The organism is Methanomassiliicoccales archaeon LGM-DZ1 (assembly GCA_030168595.1).
Classification (GTDB): domain Archaea; phylum Thermoplasmatota; class Thermoplasmata; order Methanomassiliicoccales; family Methanomethylophilaceae; genus Methanomethylophilus.
In genome coordinates this window covers 138,349-157,160 of the sequence record CP115556.1, presented here as the reverse complement: position 1 = coordinate 157,160, position 18,812 = coordinate 138,349, and the positions used below count along the sequence as shown (strand labels likewise).

The 18,812-nt window shown below is 57.6% G+C and carries 11 protein-coding genes; all 11 read right to left on the bottom strand.

Features of this window, described 5'->3' with window-relative positions:
* Nucleotides 1-12: 12 nt before the first annotated feature.
* The 11 genes from O8W32_00650 to O8W32_00600 all read right to left on the bottom strand — a co-directional run bounded on the left by O8W32_00650 (nt 13) and on the right by O8W32_00600 (nt 18,740).
* Nucleotides 13-420: a hypothetical protein gene (locus O8W32_00650; protein WII09355.1), complete on the bottom strand. Its 408-nt coding sequence runs from the start codon at nt 418-420 to the stop codon at nt 13-15.
* A 21-nt stretch (nt 421-441) separates the two neighbouring features.
* Nucleotides 442-9,009: an InlB B-repeat-containing protein gene (locus tag O8W32_00645; protein ID WII09354.1), complete on the bottom strand. Its 8,568-nt coding sequence runs from the start codon at nt 9,007-9,009 to the stop codon at nt 442-444.
* Between the two features lie 17 nt (nt 9,010-9,026).
* The gene (locus O8W32_00640) at nt 9,027-10,001 is read right to left on the bottom strand and encodes a hypothetical protein (protein ID WII09353.1); all 975 of its coding nucleotides are present in this window, start codon (nt 9,999-10,001) and stop codon (nt 9,027-9,029) included.
* Nucleotides 9,994-11,898 (bottom strand): hypothetical protein, encoded by a 1,905-nt coding sequence (locus O8W32_00635; protein ID WII09352.1) that lies wholly within the window; start codon nt 11,896-11,898, stop codon nt 9,994-9,996. The genes O8W32_00640 and O8W32_00635 overlap by 8 nt, the downstream gene beginning before the upstream one ends.
* A gap of 143 nt (nt 11,899-12,041) precedes the next feature.
* Entirely contained in the window at nt 12,042-12,800 is a 759-nt protein-coding gene (locus tag O8W32_00630) for a hypothetical protein (GenBank protein ID WII09351.1), read from the bottom strand.
* A 5-nt stretch (nt 12,801-12,805) separates the two neighbouring features.
* The gene (locus O8W32_00625) at nt 12,806-13,336 is read right to left on the bottom strand and encodes a S26 family signal peptidase (GenBank protein ID WII09350.1); all 531 of its coding nucleotides are present in this window, start codon (nt 13,334-13,336) and stop codon (nt 12,806-12,808) included.
* Nucleotides 13,337-13,571: 235 nt separating this feature from the next.
* The gene (locus tag O8W32_00620; protein ID WII09349.1) at nt 13,572-14,267 is read right to left on the bottom strand and encodes a hypothetical protein; all 696 of its coding nucleotides are present in this window, start codon (nt 14,265-14,267) and stop codon (nt 13,572-13,574) included.
* A gap of 51 nt (nt 14,268-14,318) precedes the next feature.
* Nucleotides 14,319-15,506: an AAA family ATPase gene (locus O8W32_00615; protein ID WII09348.1), complete on the bottom strand. Its 1,188-nt coding sequence runs from the start codon at nt 15,504-15,506 to the stop codon at nt 14,319-14,321.
* A 334-nt stretch (nt 15,507-15,840) separates the two neighbouring features.
* Nucleotides 15,841-17,085 carry an SLC13 family permease gene (locus O8W32_00610; GenBank protein WII09347.1) on the bottom strand — a complete coding sequence of 415 codons (1,245 nt, stop codon included), beginning with the start codon at nt 17,083-17,085 and terminating at the stop codon, nt 15,841-15,843.
* Between the two features lie 128 nt (nt 17,086-17,213).
* The gene (locus O8W32_00605; protein WII09346.1) at nt 17,214-17,981 is read right to left on the bottom strand and encodes an EFR1 family ferrodoxin; all 768 of its coding nucleotides are present in this window, start codon (nt 17,979-17,981) and stop codon (nt 17,214-17,216) included.
* Between the two features lie 138 nt (nt 17,982-18,119).
* The gene (locus tag O8W32_00600; protein WII09345.1) at nt 18,120-18,740 is read right to left on the bottom strand and encodes a sugar O-acetyltransferase; all 621 of its coding nucleotides are present in this window, start codon (nt 18,738-18,740) and stop codon (nt 18,120-18,122) included.
* Nucleotides 18,741-18,812 lie beyond the last annotated feature (72 nt).

Sequence of the window (18,812 nt, the reverse complement as noted above, 5' to 3'; positions counted from 1 at the left end):
GATGCCGTCGGTCTAGCCGTCAAGGGTCATCTGCACCCCGGTGAGCTTGCCGTCGACGATGACGGGGACGACGGAGGCGACTGTGATGCCTCCCGCATTCTCCAGGACCACGGTACCGAAGGAGTATCCGGAGATGTCCTCGACCGGGAACGTTCCGGTGTAGGTGGAAGAGTCCTTCGTCAGCATGAAGGAGTCGACGGACGAGATCACGTCGTATCCTCCGGAGAGGTTCTCCGTCATTACCTTCACGGCAATGGGCTTCTCCTCGGCCGCGGTGATGATTGCATCGATCTCGCAGTAGGAGTCGGCGATGTAGAAGCACCTGTACTCCCCTCCCTGCAGGACGTACTTGTTGGAACCGTCCTTGAAGTAGTAGAGGTTCACGGGGTCGCAGGACTCCCAGTGGTCGGTGTCCCACACGTAGTAGTCGGTGCCGTCGATCTAGTACTTCGATTCCACGGACTCCACGGTCTTGTACACTATGTAATAGTCGAGATCGGACACCGAGGTGCTGGTGTACTTGTTGCCGTACTGGTCCTCCAGCGACATGGCGTCGATGACGGGGGTGCCGCCCAATCCTAGCCTGACGGCGGTCTCGGGGCCGAACACGTCCGCGGTCACGGCCATCCTGCCGTCGGGGTACTTCCACGAGGACACGTGCTTGAATATGGAATGCTGAGTAAGGTAGGTCTCCAGTTCGGTCGTCCTGGTGTCGAGGCCGAATGCGGAACCGTAGGGGATGTTCGCTGTGGCGGTCCAATCCTCTCCGGGACCGGGGCTGTCCACGGCGTACTTGACCTTAGGTGCGATGGGTGCTATGTGGACGACGACGTCAGCGGGCTTCCAGTACCTGGTCCAGTTGAGGTCGAACCTTCCGGAGAACGACTCTCCGTAGAGGGTGGTTCCGTAGGGATAGCGGTTGATGTAGTTGACGACGAACTGGTCCACTCCAGACACCTCGTCGGGGAATCCTTCGTAGATGTTGAAGAAGTATCCCGGTGCCACGGTGAAGCGCACCGGCGGAATCATGTCCTCCGGGTTGTTGATGATGGCGCCGCCCTGGTCGATCTCCCTGTCGATGTAGTCCTTGATGGCTCCTGTGTACTTGGACACCCTGAGGACCTCGTTGCCGTGCTCATCGACCAGCAGTACGTGGTTGATGATCTGCCATCCCTCCGGGATGGAACAGTAATCTACGACGGTACTTCCGTCGGTGGTGGCATCGGTGATCCTCGCCGTAAGGACGTAGAAGGAGAAGTCCACACGTCCCTCGATATCGACCGTCAGGTCTCCCATCAGTTCGAAATCGTTGTGTCCGTATTCTCCCATGTCGTATCTGAGGACGAATACGTACTCGCCTAGCGGGACGTATCCGCGGTAGAACTCGTATTCGTCGGAGACGTTGGGGATGAAGTCCATCTGACAGTACTCACCGGTGGCCTTGTTGAGCATGAAGGCGGTGGTCCTGTCGGCGTCGCTGCCGTTGAGTTTTCCTCCCCCCTGTTCCCTGTGGCCGTCGTAGTACACCTGTGCGGTGACGACCCTGTCTCCGATATCGCTGACAGAGATGGTACAGTCTCCCTGGACGATCATGGTGGTGGAGGGTCTGCCCACGGGGTTGATGATGTACTCTCCGGTGATCATCCATCTGCTGAACTGATAGTTGCCGGTGGGGGCGTATGACAGCTCGATCCTGTCTCCGTAGTGGATGTTGTCTATGCTACCGTCGATCTTGGTCCTGGAACCGTCCTCGTTGACGAGGTACGCGTTGATGGTACCGTGGGCGGGGTTACCGATATTCACTGTGTAATTCAGCTGTTCCCACACCGCCGTGTATCCGACGGTGTACAAATGGGACGGGTCGCCGATGACGGGCTGGGCGGATACCCCGTCGTACACCCAGGTCTGGTACAGTGAGCCCTCGGTGGTCCTGAGGATCTCCCTCCAGACAGGCTGATTGGTTTCGGTGAGATCCACGAAGATGAACAGGGTCCTGTTGACGCCGGCACTCGGATAGGAGTCGTCCATCGGGTCGACGTGCTGGTTGTGCCATCCGACCAGTCTATATCCTGCACGGGTGGCCTGGTTCAGCTGGAAGGTGAACTCGTAGAAGGCCTCCGCACCGTAAGTGCACTTGTAGATGTCTCCGGCGTACATGTACCTGGTGCAGAACTGGTCGAGGAAGTGGTCGTCAGCCCAGTCGTCCTGGGACCAGTCGTACTCGCTTCCGTCCTTCTTATAGACGGGAGTCCCGGTGCGGTTTCCGCTGTCCGTCTTGGCAATGGTGATGGTGTATGTACTTCCCTCGTGACCCGTGGTGTAGGTTCTCGGATTGTTTCCGGTGTTCCACGTGCCGCTCCAGGCAACCTCATAGTGGTTGTCGAACCTGTCCTTGAAGTAATAGTCGGAGGGTTCAGAACACGACACCCAGAGGTCGCCTTCGAGCTTGTACCAGGAGGAGCCCTCATGCTTGTAGGTGATCTCGACGCCATCCACAGCATACACGATGCTGTACGACTTCACCCAGGCGTTGTTGCCGGACTTGGTGTAGAAGTTCCCGTACTTGTCGTGGGCGTAGTAAACGGTGGGGCTGGAGTCAGTATCTATTTCATCTATGTACCTGTAGTTCCAGTCCTCGACGGCATACCAGTTATTGTCCGCATCCAGGTAGTACCTGAAACTGCCGCCGTAGTCGACGCCGTTGAAGTCGTTGCTCCACTTGAACAATAAGGTACCGTTGTTCTTGATCGTATCAGGTGAAGTGACTGAAGTCTGCCACTTTTGAGTGCCCTCCATCCACTTATAGACTGTACTGTTGTCAAGGAAGAGATAGATGGTATTGTCGTATCCATAGACGTCGTAGGTTTCGTTTATGTCGTCTGGCACATCGGGATAGACAAGGAACGTGCTGGGGGCAGCGATGTGCACGGAAGCATCGTTGTTGCTGTCGGACATTTCCAGCTGGATGGCCACCGTGGCGGTCACGGCGTAAAGGTCTATGACGTCCAGGACTGTGGGCGAACCGCCGGGCGTGGGCCTCTCGAGGGCCATGTCCCCGCTCATGAGGGTGTCGGAATAGATGCTGTAAACTACATTCTCCGTGGGATCGTTGTACCTGTAGGCCTGCCAGCAGATGAACTTCACGTTATCGCCCATGGTGGCCTCGATGCTCTGCCTCGCGAAGTCGAGGATGTTGATGATCGAGCCGGACGACTGGTAGGGGTCGATGGTGTTGAAGGTGGAACCGTAGCGCACGTAGGGCCTGATCAGTTCATCGCCGACCCTCATCATCACGTAGAAGCTGTTCCCGCCTATTTCCTCGGGCGCCACGTGGGCGGTGTCTCCGGCGAAGCTGACCAGGTCACCGCTGCTGTTGGTATACCAGAAGTGGACGGTAATCTGCTTCCCGACCCACTTCGCGTACAGCGTGGTATCTCCGGTGATACGGTCCATGGTGTAGTCCCACTGGCGGGAACAGTCCTGATCGGTGAACCATTCCACGAACTCGTAGCCGGTGGCGGTTGGCCTGGGGACGGCGTTCTTGTTCAGCATGGTACCTCCTTCCTCAGCGGGGACATACATGGTGTAGGAGGTGCCGTCCATGTTGTCGAAGGTCAGTACGTAGGTGTACCTGGCCTCCAGACTCATGTTCTTGGTGACGGGCTGTCCGTAGTCGTAGACGTTGGAGAAGTTGGTACCTGCGTAATACCATCCGATGAAGTTCGGACCGGTGGAGGGCATGTTGGACTCCGTCAGTTCGGTGCCTTCGTAGTAGCCTCTGACTTCGGGGCTGAGGTAGTCAGGGTCCTTGTATGAATCGTAGAAGGTCACCTGGAACTTCTGCTTTTCAATCAAGGTTACAGTAACGTTGGAATTGACCCGCTCTCCGTTCAGGAGGACGTAGAAGTGCAGGGTGAACTGGGGACGCTTGGTCTCGCTGTGGATCTGGGGACTGAGGTAATCGGGGTAGTCCTCCTCGTACGTGAAGTCTCTGACGTAGTATCTGACGGTCGCCGAGATGTTACCCATGAGGGTACCGACGACGGTGTCCGACATGGTGTCGTTAGACTCCACGACTCCGGCGGACGTGGACCAGCCGGTGGTCTTGTCCTGGTTGGATATGGCCGCCACGTAGATCTTCGCGTCCCGGTTGTACGAACGCTTGAACACCGAATCAGTGTCTCCCTGTTCGGTATACACTGTGTAGCTGACACCGGTGATGTGGAGCTCTCCGTTGGTGAATCCGGTGGGGATCATGATGTCGCACTGGCCCTCGGACTTGTTGTGGGGCAGTTCGGTCTTCATGATGACCTCGTAGTCGTTGGCGGAGGTCGCGCTGCCGCTGGATCCGATGACGTACAGATCGATACGCACCTCGGTCCTGTTGGTGGTCATGACGTTCTCCTTGGTGACGGACTGCCCGCCCTCCATGGACTCGTAGGTGACCACGATTGATTCCTGGAGGTTGATGACCAGGTAGCCGATGTAAGAGGTCCGGTCGCTGTGGGTGGCGGTGAAGACGAAGTTGATTCCGTAGATGCCTGCGGGTGTCTCCGAGGCACGGAACGCCTGCAGGGTGACCGGGGTCAGCGTCCTACTGACTCTGTCAGGCCTATCCTCGTATCCTCTCAGAGGCTCCTCGCTGTAGGTGTCTCCGTTCTCGGCGTAATAGGAGCCGTACATCCATGTGCTCTCTTCTCCGATGTCGAGGTAGCGGGTGTCGCGGTCGTAGAGAAGAGCGCGGCCAGGGTTGTAACTGGGGTCGTCCGGGGCGTAACCGACTATCATTCCAAGGTTGGTGTAGGTGTCGCTGACGGTGCCGGGTCTGTCGAAGTAGTACATCTTGGCCCCGTCCGAGGACATGGACGTGAAACTTCCTCCGGTGAACCTCAGCTGGGTGGCATCCTGGAACTTCTGGATGTCCACGGTGGCCATGGTGTTCGTGAGTATGGGGTGGCCCTGCTGGTCAGTCTCCGCATTCAGGTTCATGGTGAGGACCTTCCTCGTGACTCCCGATATGAACCAGCATCTGATGCCGGAGGAGTCGGAGTAGTCAGCCCTGTCGTAGGAACCGTCCCTGTACACGACGAAACCGTTGTTGGACGACAGCAAGGCGTCTCCCAGTACGTACGCTCCATACCTGCCTTGGGTCTCGACGGACAGGATGGTGTATCCTTCGACCTTTCCGTATACCATGTTGACGTCCCTGACGTAGAAGGTGGAACCGGTCAGGAACCTGATCTCGTTGGACGGTGCCGCTACGGTGGACGGGAGGTTGTCCTTGCTGAGACTGCGGTACTGGGCGACTGCGTCGATAGGGTCTTCAATGGATACGATGGAGTCGCGTCTTAGGGTCATGGTGCCGATGCCATAGATACTGAGAGTCTTCTCGGAGCTGCCGACCTTCACCAGCGGGCTCCTTCCGGTGATCTTTAGGACCGATTGGGTGATGATGAGCTCGTCGGCACGGTGGATGGCCGACATGGATTCAGCGCGGTTCTCCACACCGTTGATGGCCAGATAGGTGGTGAAACTTGAAGATATGCTCTTGTCCGCCGTGAGGCAGGAGTTACCGCTGCCCATGACGCTTCCGGTGATGGAAATGGGGCGCTTTCCGTCGTCACCGAACACGATGACGGTTCCGCTCCCCTTGACAAGATATTTCTCGAAGGGAACGATGCCTATCGGCTTTCCTTCCGAGTCGTATTCGGTACTTACGTTGCCTCCGGCATAGATGTTGTCCACTGATATGCCGTGGGAATGGGCCTCCGTGTAGCTGTACGGTGTGGGTCCGCTGGGACCGTTGTCGTATCCGACGTACACGCTGGCGTTTCCGTAGGTGTTGCCCATGAGGCCGCCTCCGAAGATATCCTTGGCGATGTATCCGTTCCTGACGATTACGACCGTGTTGGTGTATTGAGATAATGTACTGCCACCGTCGTCTCCCTTCGAGGATCCGCCGTAGACGGAACCCTTGATGGATACGCCGGAAATGCTGTTCACGGTATCGGAGACGTTCTCGTCTCCGGCTATGTATACAGTCCTGCCTCCGGACACGGAGACGATACCCTCCCTTCCGAGACCTCCTCCGAACACATCCTTCTTCAGGTCACCCTTGACGACCTTGACCGAGGTGTTTCCGGTGACCTTTCCGTAAGCGGAGCCTCCGTAGACCTCCTGGGCGATGTAGCCGTCTGACTCCAGGTCGATGTTTATCGAGGCGTTCCCCGTGACCCTGGCGAAGGTCACGTAACGGCAGCCTTCCGCGATGTATGCGTCGTTGTTCTCTACGTGACACAGGGCGGAATCATATTCGTACACAACCTGCCCGGACGAGTTGAGTAGCCAGGGGATGGTCTTGAACGGGTTGGCGGACGAGAGGTTAGTCATATCGACTACATACAGTCTTGTCTGATCGGGGTACTCGTATGTCCCAGTATTCATGTTGTAAGTTACCTCTACGCCTCTTCCCGCTCCGAAGACCGAACCGTCGATCTTGGCATGGCCCTGTATAGTGACGGATGTGTTTCCGTACACAGTGGCTACGACATTGCCGCTTTCCGATACGAAGCCAGGGTTCTTGTCGGTAATGCGGATACCATCGTAACTGGACAGCTTCGGAACGGACATGCCTCCGCCGTACACATTACCGTGGATGACGGCATTTCCGCCGATAGTCAGGTTGATGTCGCCGTAGACGTAGGACTGCCCCATTGACTGGGTGTAGTAGCTGGTTGTCTGGTCGCTCATGGTGCCGTTGGAGTTGTGCTTGACCTTGTCGAGTCCTCCGCTTCCGCCTCCGTAAACGTTTTGGAAGATTTCTCCTCCCAGAATGGTAACGTTGACGGTGACCTGCTGATTGGCACCTGTATCTCCGATGCTGCCTCTGTAACCACCGCCGTACACGTTGCCGACCTTTCCGCCGGCGATGGTGACGTTGACCGTACCTCCCAACATGGAACGGCCGGACGGCTGCTCCCATGTGTCGAATCCGGCACCGAAGACGTTGGCGACGATCGCGTCCTCGAACACATAGACATCGGTTACGTCGACGCAGTTGTTCTTCTCCTTGGTACCGTCGGTGATGGTACCGCAGGCGACGTGCCTGACGACGGACTTCCCGCTGGCCTCGAGGTAGGCGTAATCGGTGTGAGTGTAAGCGCTGCGGCCTCCCGCCTGCACGTCCCAGGCAGAGGACTTGCCGCTCAGGAACACGTGCGTAGAACCGGTAATGACGGCCTGGCTCTTGAGATTCACACCTCTGGAGTTCCCGCCCTCAAGGACGGATGACTCGACGGTGGCGTACTTGTCGGTGATTCCGACCTGGGCGTCCTCCCACTTGTCACCGGACATATAGGCGTTATCCAGGAAGTAGACGAACGTCCCTCCGTCCATTTTTCCGTCGCCGGTGCTCAGATGACCGTAGATGTCCCCATACCCTGCTCCGGAACATCCGCCCACCAGCGTATCAGTGACCTCTCCGCCCTTCATGACCAGGTATGTGGACAATGGATAGGTCGAGTTCCCTATGTATCCGTTGTTGCCTGAGGTGTTACTGCCTGCAATCACGTTGACGTAGATTCCGCTGTGGATGATAACGCAGGTACCGACGTGGACGGACAGCGTGTTGTTGGCCTCGCCCCTGAACTGCTCGAACACCATCTGCTTTTCGAGATAACCGTCGTAACTGGAAGGTGACAGGTTTTCTCTACACATACCGCCGAATATCTGAGGGGCGTTCTTTCCGCCCGCAGGATCGGTAGAACTGGACAGGGCGGTGTTGGTGAGGCCGACACCCATGATGAGGACATGCCCCTGCGCGAAGAGCGCCGAACCTATACCGTCGCCGTGCTTTCCGGCATTGGCGCTTGTCGAATTGATACCCATATTGTCTATGACGACGTCGCCTGTGCACTTGCATTGGTCAACGAAAGATATCTGGGCTCTAGTGGGAGAACCGGGCGTGCTGTCGAACTGCAGGGACCTGTACGTTCCCGTGGGGAACGTCAGACTGTTGGCATAATAAATGCGCTCAACGGCCGTAGCGCTTGAATTAGGATAGGTCTGATTGCTCGCCTTGGCCCACTGAGTATCGACGCAGGTGATTTTGTATATCGTGCCGTACATCGAATCAGCCACACGGGAATCTCCGCGTGTTATGGTGTAATATGTCTGGTTCACGACCAGCTTGCTGGCACCGCTGTTTGCACCGATGATGCAGTACGGCCATATAATGTCATTGTCAGGAGATCCGCTTGGAGGCGCCATACTCATGGCGTATGTGTTGCTCGCGCCCCAGGAACTGATACTGTAGCTGAGGTTACCGCTGAAGATATCAGGCTGGATCCACACGGCATAAAGGGTCGAGATCGAATCGGGGACGACATCCCCGGGCAGATATTGTGTGCCGCTTCCATCGGATGCCGTGTTCCATCCCGCGAACACCTTGTTAAAAGTCACTGACCTTTCCAGGGTCAGTTCGCACTTGAACGTACCCGAAACGGTTGCAGCTATGTCGAACCTGTGGTTTTCGGGATCGGCAGTGATGGTTGCATCACCAGAACTCCCACTGGAGATCTTCGCACCGCTTATGGGAGTGTAATTATCCGGAACAGTGAGGTGGTAGGTGTTATCGGCTGTGATCGAAGAGATGTATACTTCTGAGATCTTCACCGTCGCATTCTTGGTGAACGACGGCCCCGTCCAATTGGATGCGTCCGAACGCACGCTGCCGGTGCTCTTCCACATCTCCGGATTGTATTCCGTGGAGGCAATGCCGTAATAGAACGCCTGGTAGGGGCTGACCGTGTCGGATCCGTCGTAGTGGTAAGTGATGTACTGCGTGAATCCGGTGTCTACGCCGTCGGGAACGGAGGAGGGGTTCGAAGGGTCGTAGAGAGCAGATACCATCACAGCGGAGATTACCATTACAGAAGCGACCGCTAACGTCGCCATCCATTTCGCTGTCAATTTCCCTATCGCCTTTCCGGCCGTTCCTGTGCTCCCCATTCTCTCATCTCCTCCGTTCAGTTACTGCTGTCGAATGTGAATTGTATTATTCCGCCGGCGATGATGTCATCCGCCGGCCTGAACGGCGAACCGAATCCGCCGTCAGTGGTCTTCGCTGCTATGTACAGCGTTATATCGTAGGTCTTCTCGTCGGTGAGCTTGAGCCCGCCGTTGGCCGCGTACGTCCAGGTACCCGACGGGTTCCCGTCGTAGTATGCGTACTGCGGCGTCTGGTCCCAGGTCTCGGAGGACGTCTGTCCCGATGCCAGCTGCATGGACACGGCGTACACCCATCCGGTGTTCCTGAGATCTTCGAACTGCCCGGTGACGGGGGTCTTCAGCGTGACGATCATGCTGTCGTCCGAACCCGCGTGCCTGGCGGTCATGGTGTCTGTGCCGACGGCGTAACCCTTGTGGGCGGAGCCGACGTAGGTCCCCACCGAATCGCCTCCCTCTACCTCGTAGACCGTCCTCATGACGGTGATGCGGTAGTCGGATGCGGAGGCACGGGAGGTCAGTCCCGTGACGGTGAGGGTGAATGCGAAGGTGCTGTCCGAGGAGGCGGCACCTATGTTCCCGGTGTTGGAGACGGTGTCGTGCACCACCGTCAGGGAATTGTCCGAAGCGCTGTCGGTGACCGTCAGATCGACCCTCACGGAATGCGTCGCACCGTCGACGAAGGTCCTGAGCCAGAATATCAGGTGCTCGCCCTCGTAAAGGGCGGAACAGCTGCGCATCGTCAGGGTGATGACGGTGTTGACGTCGTTCTCCGAGGACGTCACCGCGAAGGTGAAGTCCGCCGGGGTGCTGACGGTGCTGTACCTCAGGTCCCCATCGCCGAAGCTGTAGCTTCCGAAGTTCAGGACCACGTATTCATTGACGGCCGAGTTGCCGGTGTTGTAGGTCATGGCCGAGAGCGAGTATCCGATGCCGGTCATCGCCATTATGGCGACGAAGGTGACGGCCAGGGTGGCTGCGATGCGCTTATCCATACGCATGCCTCCTTCCCATGTTCACCAGCACGAGGGACTGCAGGGTCAGGACGATCAGCATCGTCCAGATTATCCAGCCGTAGATCTCCGCGTTGCTGGAGTCGTCGTTCCTGGGTTCGATCAGGTAGATCGAGAGGTGGTCGAGGGAGAACCTCACCTTGCCGGTAGCGGAGTCGTAGGTGCAGGGGTATCTGACGGTGGATCCGTCCTCATTCACCCTGTACACGGCCACGGATGCGTATCCAGGCTGGATGACGACCTCTATCGTTCCGATGGGCTGCGTTACGGGTACCCCGTTCACGGTCAGCACGATGCTCACGGCATAGGCATCTCCGATGACCTCCGACTGCTCGGGCGTGAGCATGTCCTCTGTCGCCTTCTCGATCTTCAGTCTCACCTCGCCTCCGGTGTCGGCGAGGTATCTGGATATGGTATCGTCGAGCGCTACGTACTGCTCGTCGTTGCTGACCGACAGGTAGTATCCGTAGTCGGCGACGATCTGCATCGTGTCCTCCGGCACTATCAGCAATCCCGAATCGGAATGGGTGCCGACTACGGCCACGGTGTAGTCGTATCTGTCTATGATGGTCTTGGCGTTGTCCACGTCGAGTATGGTGGTGTCGGGCAGGATGGCCTCCACCCTGTACTTCATCTCCTTGAGGTCTACGACCTCGGCGGTGACGATGTACTCGCGGGTCTCTCCGCCGGTGTCGGTCTTGAGGGTGTCGGACCACTCGTAGACCTTGTTATTTTCCTTGTCGTACTCGGTGATTACCCTGGATGTCTCGGACGAACCGTCCTTCCTCTCCGTGACGGTTTCCGTGTTCCAGGTCTCGGTGCCGTCGTCGTGGTCGGTGATGGACGTGGTGGACGTGGTCCTGTCCATCTCTCCGTCCGGGTCGACGTCCTCGTCGGTCTCCTTCTTCTCGGACCTTCCGTCGGGGTAGGTGGTGGTCTCTATGACGTGCCTCTCGTAGGAGCCGTCGCTCTGCTCGATGGTGGTGGTGTCGATGACGGTCTCGGAACCGTCGGGGTTCTCGACCGTCACCACGGTGTGTGTGATCTTCGGCCATTCGTCGGGGTTCTCGGACCATTTGGCCTCCAGTACGTCGGAGGACAGTTCGGATACGACCGTCTTCGCGTTGACGCGGTTGCCGTCGGAATCGTACCAACCCTCGAAGAAGAACCCGCTCCTTTCGGGGACCGGGAGCGCTCCCAGTTCCTCCGTCTCGAAGAGGATCCTCGTCTCGATGACCGCCCCGAGGGAGACGAACTCGATCTCGTGGTAGCCGGGGGTCGGTGTGGCCTCGACGAATATCCTTATGTTTCCGATGTGGCCGGGGACGACCTCCTTCTGGGACCCGCCAATGGTCGCCAGGGATATGCCGTACCCCGTACCGCATTCGAAACCGGCCACCTCCCCCTCCTTGTAGAAGAGGGACTGGTAGCCGTTCTCTTTGGTCAGATCCGCATAGCATCCTCCGTCGGTGAGCACGCGTATTCCGTAGTGGTCCATCCACGTGCCTGAGACGTTCTCCATACCGACGGTGATCCGGTAGAGAATACGGTCCGGACCGGGTTCGGCCTGGACCGTGAAGTATGCGGGGGTGCTGTCGATGGGGACGCCGGAGTCCAGCTCGTAGTAGACGCCGTCGGGACGGGTCATGGTGTCGAAGGAGAAGTAGGCGTCGTCGATGATCGGTCCCGTGAGGGGGCTTCCGTCGGCATTCTCCAGATCGACGCGGAACCTGTCATCCCCGTCAGCAGAGGAGCAGTCGGACAAAACGACGGAACAGAGGATGACCGACAGGGCTGCCGCTAGCATGATGCATGCCAATGGCAGGCCGAGCCTGCTGGAGTTCCGGAGAACCCCTATGTTTTCCTCTTTTCCGTACATCCGACCGCTTTCTTTCTCGTTGTGTCGTTTGTTAGGGTTTGATTCGATCATCCTTTCCTTCGAGTCGGATCGGACGGTCCCGTCCCCGGAGGGACGGGGCCGCCTTCACCCCAGAAGGACGATTAATCTGTTGGACCCAAATATCACGGGCTAGCAGGGGTTGTTGCGTCAGTAACGCTGAATCCAAGAGCAAGAGCATCATCACCGGTACCGATATCCACGGGTCCGGTGGTGGACTGCTTAGCACCCTGATCGTGATCATCGTCCGTTGGTGTAACAGCAGGTCCGATGAAGGAATCAGGGATGTAGACATTAGGCAGGTATGCGATGCAGAGGGACACGGTAAACGTGGTGGTTCCGGTTTCAGCAGCAACAGACAATCCAGTGAAGCTGAGGACGTTTTCGGCAGTTGCAGCTGAAGTGTTGAGAACGACATACTGGATTGATGCACCGTTAGCAACCTTGACGACATAGACGAAATCGGTGTTTCCGACACCCTTGTCGGACTTAACACCAAAGTCGATTGCAGTGATTGCCTCAGAGGTCTTGTTGGCTACAGTATATGTCTTGGATCCGAGGACCTTGACGACGTAGTTCGCAATAGGTGCGACAGGGGTGTCAGAATCAACATCACCGGCGGCGATGTAGTAAGCCTTCTTCGTGCCGCCGTCGTTGTACGTGTACTCGCTGAAAGCGGTAGCAACATTGTTCGAAAGCGGAGTCCACTGAGCATCCCCCGTGCCTCCAGGTACGAGTTCAATAAACCCAGCATTTGCCGAGTTGCCTTCGTTGTAGGTGCGGGCGTGGCCGTTGAATGCAGCGTAGCCCGCTCCGATCATAGCCACGGCGCAGAGCATGATGACCACTCCGAGCGCCATGGACTTCTTCATTTTGTATTCCATTTCAATCACTCCTTCCAGAGTCTTATCAGGGAGGACACGGCCGAAACCATGACGAAGAACAGGACGACTATGATCACCAGGTACAGGATGTTCGCCTTCACGAAGACGACCACCTCCCCGGCCGGATGGTTCACGTTGACGACGATGCCGTTGGCCTCGTCAAATCCCACGTACTCCATGGTCGTGTTGGCGTCGCCTTTGGTGGTGAAAGTCCTGCTCCCGGGGTCGATCGAGATGACGCGGTGATAGATGTTCCCGTTCAGACTTGGTGAATAGAAACCGATCACATCGCCGACCTTCACGTCCTCGACCGCATCGCCCTTCAGCTTGTGAACGGCCACGAGGCTGTTGACGGGGATCGTCTCGATCTCATACTCGGTCCTGGGCTCTCCGTCCATGGATCCCGTGACAATGACGCGGAACTCCGAGTTCACCAAATCCGCGGACTTGTTGAACACCATGAGCACTGCCGTCGCCGACGCCGCTACCGCGACGATAACGACCACCACCGCAATCAGTTTGCTGCGGGCCTCCATTCAAGTTCTCCCCTATTAAGTTCGAAAAGAACGCGCGTATGCGCGCGCAATTTCTCTCTTAATAGCGATGGATAACCGATTAACAGGATATAAAATCATTCTCGAACGAATAAACCACCGTGAAACAATAGCACGAAATTACAGCACAAATACCAAAAAATACATCTTTTAGCTATTCTGTTGGTAGTCCAATCAATAGCTGTAAAGGTGTTTGAGGGGGATGACCCCCTCGGTTTCATTCGTTCTTCACACCGACTTCCATCGTCCCGTTGCCGGCATCGAAGTACATGGTGTCGACGATGTAGATGGTGGTGGAGGTACCGAGCTCGCTGCCGGAAGCTCCGCTGCTCATACCGGAGGAGTTGGACCACGTTCCCTTGTACGTGATCTCGTGCGACTTCCCGTCGACGGTGGTTACCTGCAGCTCGGAGTCGTTCGTGAAGGTGACCACGTCGTTGTTGTGGATCACGGTGCCGCCGTTCTTGACGGTGACCATCGACTCGTCGACGGTGAACTTGAGGATGATGGGTGCTAGATCTCCATCGGCCGCGTCGTTGCTGATGTACATGGCTCCCTTGTAGGTCCCGTGCCTGACGAACCTCACAATGCACATGGCGGCGACGGAATCCGATACGAAGTAGAGAAGGGTTATGCCGGTCCCGACGGACATGCAGATGAGGGACATCCTCCTCGGGCCGAAGCTGCGGATCCTGTTCCCCACCGCGAGGCGCGCTATCAGGTCGCCGGCGATGAAGATGCTCGCGACCAGGCCCGATACAGTGCTGCCGACGCCTAGCACGTCCGATGAGTACCCTGCCATCGCGGTGTACAGCATGAAGAACACGGTCGTGAAGCAGAAGCTCACGAGCGTGCAGAGGACGAAATTGCGTGTGAACAGCGGTTCCATACAGGTCTTTTCCCGGCTTCCCATGAACGGCCATCAGTGATGGCATACATATACCACGCGATAACTGACATTGCGTCACTGAAGAAGGAACGAGATGATATTCTTGTACTCTATGCCGTTGTAGAAGCCATTCATCCCGCGGTCGGAGGTCAGGAGGACCTTCTTCCCGGGCGCCGCTACGAACGCCTTGTAATCCTTGCCCTTGGCGCGGTCATCGGCGACCGAGAAGACGGTCTTGACGATCATCTTCTCCTTGTCCTTCACGCAGTAGAGGCCGACATCGCTGCCGCGGTAGTACCCGGCGTACACCTCGTAGCCCCTGCGGATGAGCTCGATGAAGACGAGGTTCTCGATGATGTTCTCCCTCTGCGTCCCGATCGGCCCGCGCGGAGTGAACCCGCGGCTGTTGCGCATGTTGACCACGAAGTACTTCGCCTTCACTCCCAGCTTGCGCATGTCGCTGAGATCGATGGCATCTGCGCGCATGATCATCCCGTAGTCTATCATGTACTTGATGTACTTCACGACGGTCCTCTGGTCGGTGACGTTGGAGTTCTGCCTCAGGGCCGACAGCGTGGTGATCGTGCTGACATTGTTGAAGATGTAGATGGCCAGCCTTGATATGGCCGCTGTATCGATCTTCGTCTGCATCCCGATATCCCAGTTGAGGATCAGGTTGAAGACCCCCTCGAACAGGATGAACGAATCCTTGGGATTGGCATCGATATCGATGAAAGGGGTCCCGCCCAGCATGATGTACTGCTCGAAACGCTCCCCGTAGCCGTGCTCGTCCGATATAGGATAGGCATCGAGGAACTCCTTGAAGGAGAACGGGAGAATGTTGAGGATCTCGGTCTTGCCGAGCGATGCGACCGTCTCCGCCCCCTGGTCGGTAGCGGCATAAGGGAGGACGGCGTAGATGCTGAGGCCGCGGTCGCACAGGCGGCACAGGGCGGCGCCCACGTCGGGGATCATCTGGATATCGTCTATGAGCAGGAACCCTCCCGATTGAGGGGCGGACGCCTTCACATAGGATTCCAGCTGGACGGCGTTGCTTATCTCGGCCTGGCGGTCCTCGAGCGGAACGAAGATTATGTCCCCCTCGGGAATCCCCATGGAGACCAGGCGTTCCCTGAACTGGCACAATAGATATGACTTTCCGCTGTACCTGCTTCCCGTGATGATCTTGATGGTGTCGCGCTGCTCCATCATTTCGCGGAGCTTCTGCAGGTACGCTCTGCGGATGATTTCTACATGTGCCATACAGCGTCTGGAACAACCGTTGGGTATATAATATGTTTCAATTACATGTAGTAGAATGCACTTATTTTATGTTCCTAGTACCAAATCATACAGCATAAGGATGCTGGCTCTAATGTGTTCCGGTTCATTGCATACGCTGTCCGCAGTCTGCGGGGGCCGGGCGGCCCTGCAGGATGCGGTCAGAGGCCGGCTAAGAAGGACGCGGCCACGACGAAGACGACCAGCACCATGATGCCCACCATGAAGAGCGCCATGAGCTTCTTCTGAGTGTCTTTCCTCATAAGACCCCTTAGTGTGGCACAGTAGATAAAAGATGCTTCTGTAACACTTGTGCTCAGATTATCAGGTCGAACGCGTAAAGCATCGCCACTGATATGGCCACGGTGACGGCGGTGACGGGGATCCCGATCCTGAGGTACTGCACGAAGTCTATCCTGACCCCGTGTATCTCGGCACGGTCCTGGACGATGGTGTTAGAGGCGGCGCCGATCATCGTGAGGTTGCCGGCGAGCGAAGCGGATATGGCGAGCGCCGCCCACAGGATGGTGTTCCCGGAGAACATCTCGCCCTCGAGCATGACCGAGGGGACGTTGCTGACGAGATTGGAGAGAACAACGGTGAAGGCGGACAGCGACCCGATGCTGGGGTCGTCCATGCCGAAGGCATCGGCTATCCCGCTGATGATGCCGCAGCTGTCGACGCCGGCGATGAGGAAGAACAGCCCGATGAAATACAGGAGGATGTACCAGTCGACCCCTTTGATGACCTTCTCCACCTCGGCCTTCCCGCGCGGGACGGTGACGAGGAGGGCGGCCGCCCCGGCGGCGATGGCTACGGTCCCGATCCCCACGCCTATCGTGTCGGAGAGGGCGAACAGGACCGCCGCCGCGGCCAGGATGACAAGCAGGACCTTCATGCGCGGGCGGTCGACGTTTCCGGCGCTGAAATCATGCCCGGCGAGGGAGAGGTCGTCGCTGGACAGGTCCTTCGCGGTCAGGCGCGTGACGATGAGGATGGCCGCGATCAGGCAGGCGGCCGAGATGGGGATGCCGATGACGGCGTACTTGATGAAATCGAGGCCGGCTATCGAAGCGACGACCACGTTGTGGGGCGCCCCGACGGTGGTGGCCATGCATCCGATGTTGGCCGCGACGAAGATGCCGATCATGTAGGGCACGGGGTTGGCCTTGAGCCTCTGGCAGCAGCGGAGCACGATCGGGGCGAAGATCAGGCAGACGGCGTCGTTGAGCAGGACCGCTGAGAGGCAGGCGGTGATCAGCATCACGGCCGCCTGGAACTTCCTCCTGTCGGGGAGCTTCTCGAGCAGATAGTCAGTGACGATGTCGAAGAAGCCCGATGCCCCGAGGGCGGATGCGAGCATCATCATGCCCACGAGGAGGTAGAGGACACTCCAATGTATGTACTCGAGAGCGTCCGTGAAGGCGACGACCCCCAGGAGGATCATGAGGCATCCTCCCGCCAGGGCGGCCATCCACGATTTTATCTTGGGACTGCGGAGCGCTATCAGTGCATAGGTGACGATGAAGATTATCAGCCCGACGGCGTATTCCGTATCCATTTCAACCTGTGTAGAATTGTCCCCTATTATACGATTGCGTCGGTGACCCAGGCCTCCCGAACAGGTCCCGCACGCTGTCTTGATAGCCCGAAGGAACCGCGGCCCGGAGACCGCGGCAGGGCCGCCGTTCACTCGTTGGCGGCCACGATGTCCGCTGCGGTGACATCCTTGTTGATGTACCTGTCGGGCCTCTTGACCTTCTTGGAGACGATGGCCTGATGGGGGCAGTGGTTGATGCAGCCGTAGCATCCCTCGCAGCGAGGCTGCCATACAGGCTTTCCGTCGACTATCTCGATGGCATGCCCGGGGCAGGCCTTGGCGCAGATCCCGCACCCTACGCAGGCATCGGTGACGGTGAACGATTCGTTGAGGTGCGAGTTGACGATCTTGGCCCACATCCCGCGCATGGCGCTGGTGTAGGCCGTGTTCTCCGGGTACCCGGACCAGCGGAGCTTCATGCGGTGGTCCACGCAGTTCCTGAGGTACCATGCGCTGTCATCCTGCCACCTGAGGCATTCCTTCGAAGTCTCCTTCGGGATCTTCGCGAGCGGGAGATAGCTGTTGGGCATCTCGATGCATCCCTCGAAATCGAATTTCCAGCCCTGCGCCTCCGTCACCGGGTCGAGGTACCAGAGGGGGTTCCCGGGGACCATCCCGTAAGTGAAGACGATCCAGCGGTAGCCGGCCTCGAGCTCGGTCCTCTTGAGGAAATCCTGCACCATCTTGGGCGCGGACCCCGCGTAGACGGGCGAGACGATGCCGATGACATCATCCTTGTAATGGGTGGCCCCCGACCTGAGAGAGTGGGGGATGGAGATGAGCTCGTCCCCCTTCCTCTGCATCTTCCTCGCGATGGCGAGACTGTTGCCGGTTCCCGTGAAATAGAAAATCTTCATGGACAGACAATCCTCCTGAATTTCTATACACGGAATGGTCTTTCAAATAATAAATACAATATTATTACAAATCAATAAAATATCATTATGAATCATTTATTTTGACGGCAAATGACGTCCGGGGCCGCAGGGCCCCGGTCAGGCCGTATCGTCAGGTATGCTGCGGATGACCTTGGCCGGGTCCCCGACGGCGAGGGAGTTGTCGGGGATGTCCTTGGTGACCACGGAGCCTGCCCCGATGACGACGTTGTTCCCTATGGTGACGCCCGGGACGATGGTGACGTTCCCTCCGATCCAGACATCGTTCCCTATGGCGACCGGCTTCATGATGCCACGGTGCAGGCGACGGCCCTCGGGGCTGATGGGGTGGTTGACGGTGGCTATCAGCGTCCCGGGGCCGATCATCACATTATTGCCGAAATGCACGGGTCCGACGTCCAGGATGGTGACGTTGTAGTTGGCGAGGAAATCGTCGCCTGCATGGATGTTGAATCCGCTGTCGCAGTGGAACTCCGGGAACACCGATGGGTTCTTCCCCACGGAGCCGAAGAGGTCGCGGATGGCGGCCTCCCACTCGGCGGTGCCGGGGTCCGCCCTGTTCAGCCTGGCACATTTGCACACGGCGTTCTTCTTTATCTCGAACACGGCAGGGTCGGAGAAATCGTATTCCAGCCCTGCGTTCATCTTCTCCACCTCGGTCATCTGCTTCTCTGATATGATACCCAGCCTCCTCTCGGATGCCTCTCTGCGCTTCCGCAACGGCCTTGACCGAATCGAACTTCTTACCGTACTTCTCCCTCTGCTCCGCGGAGATGCCGCAGGCGAGGTACG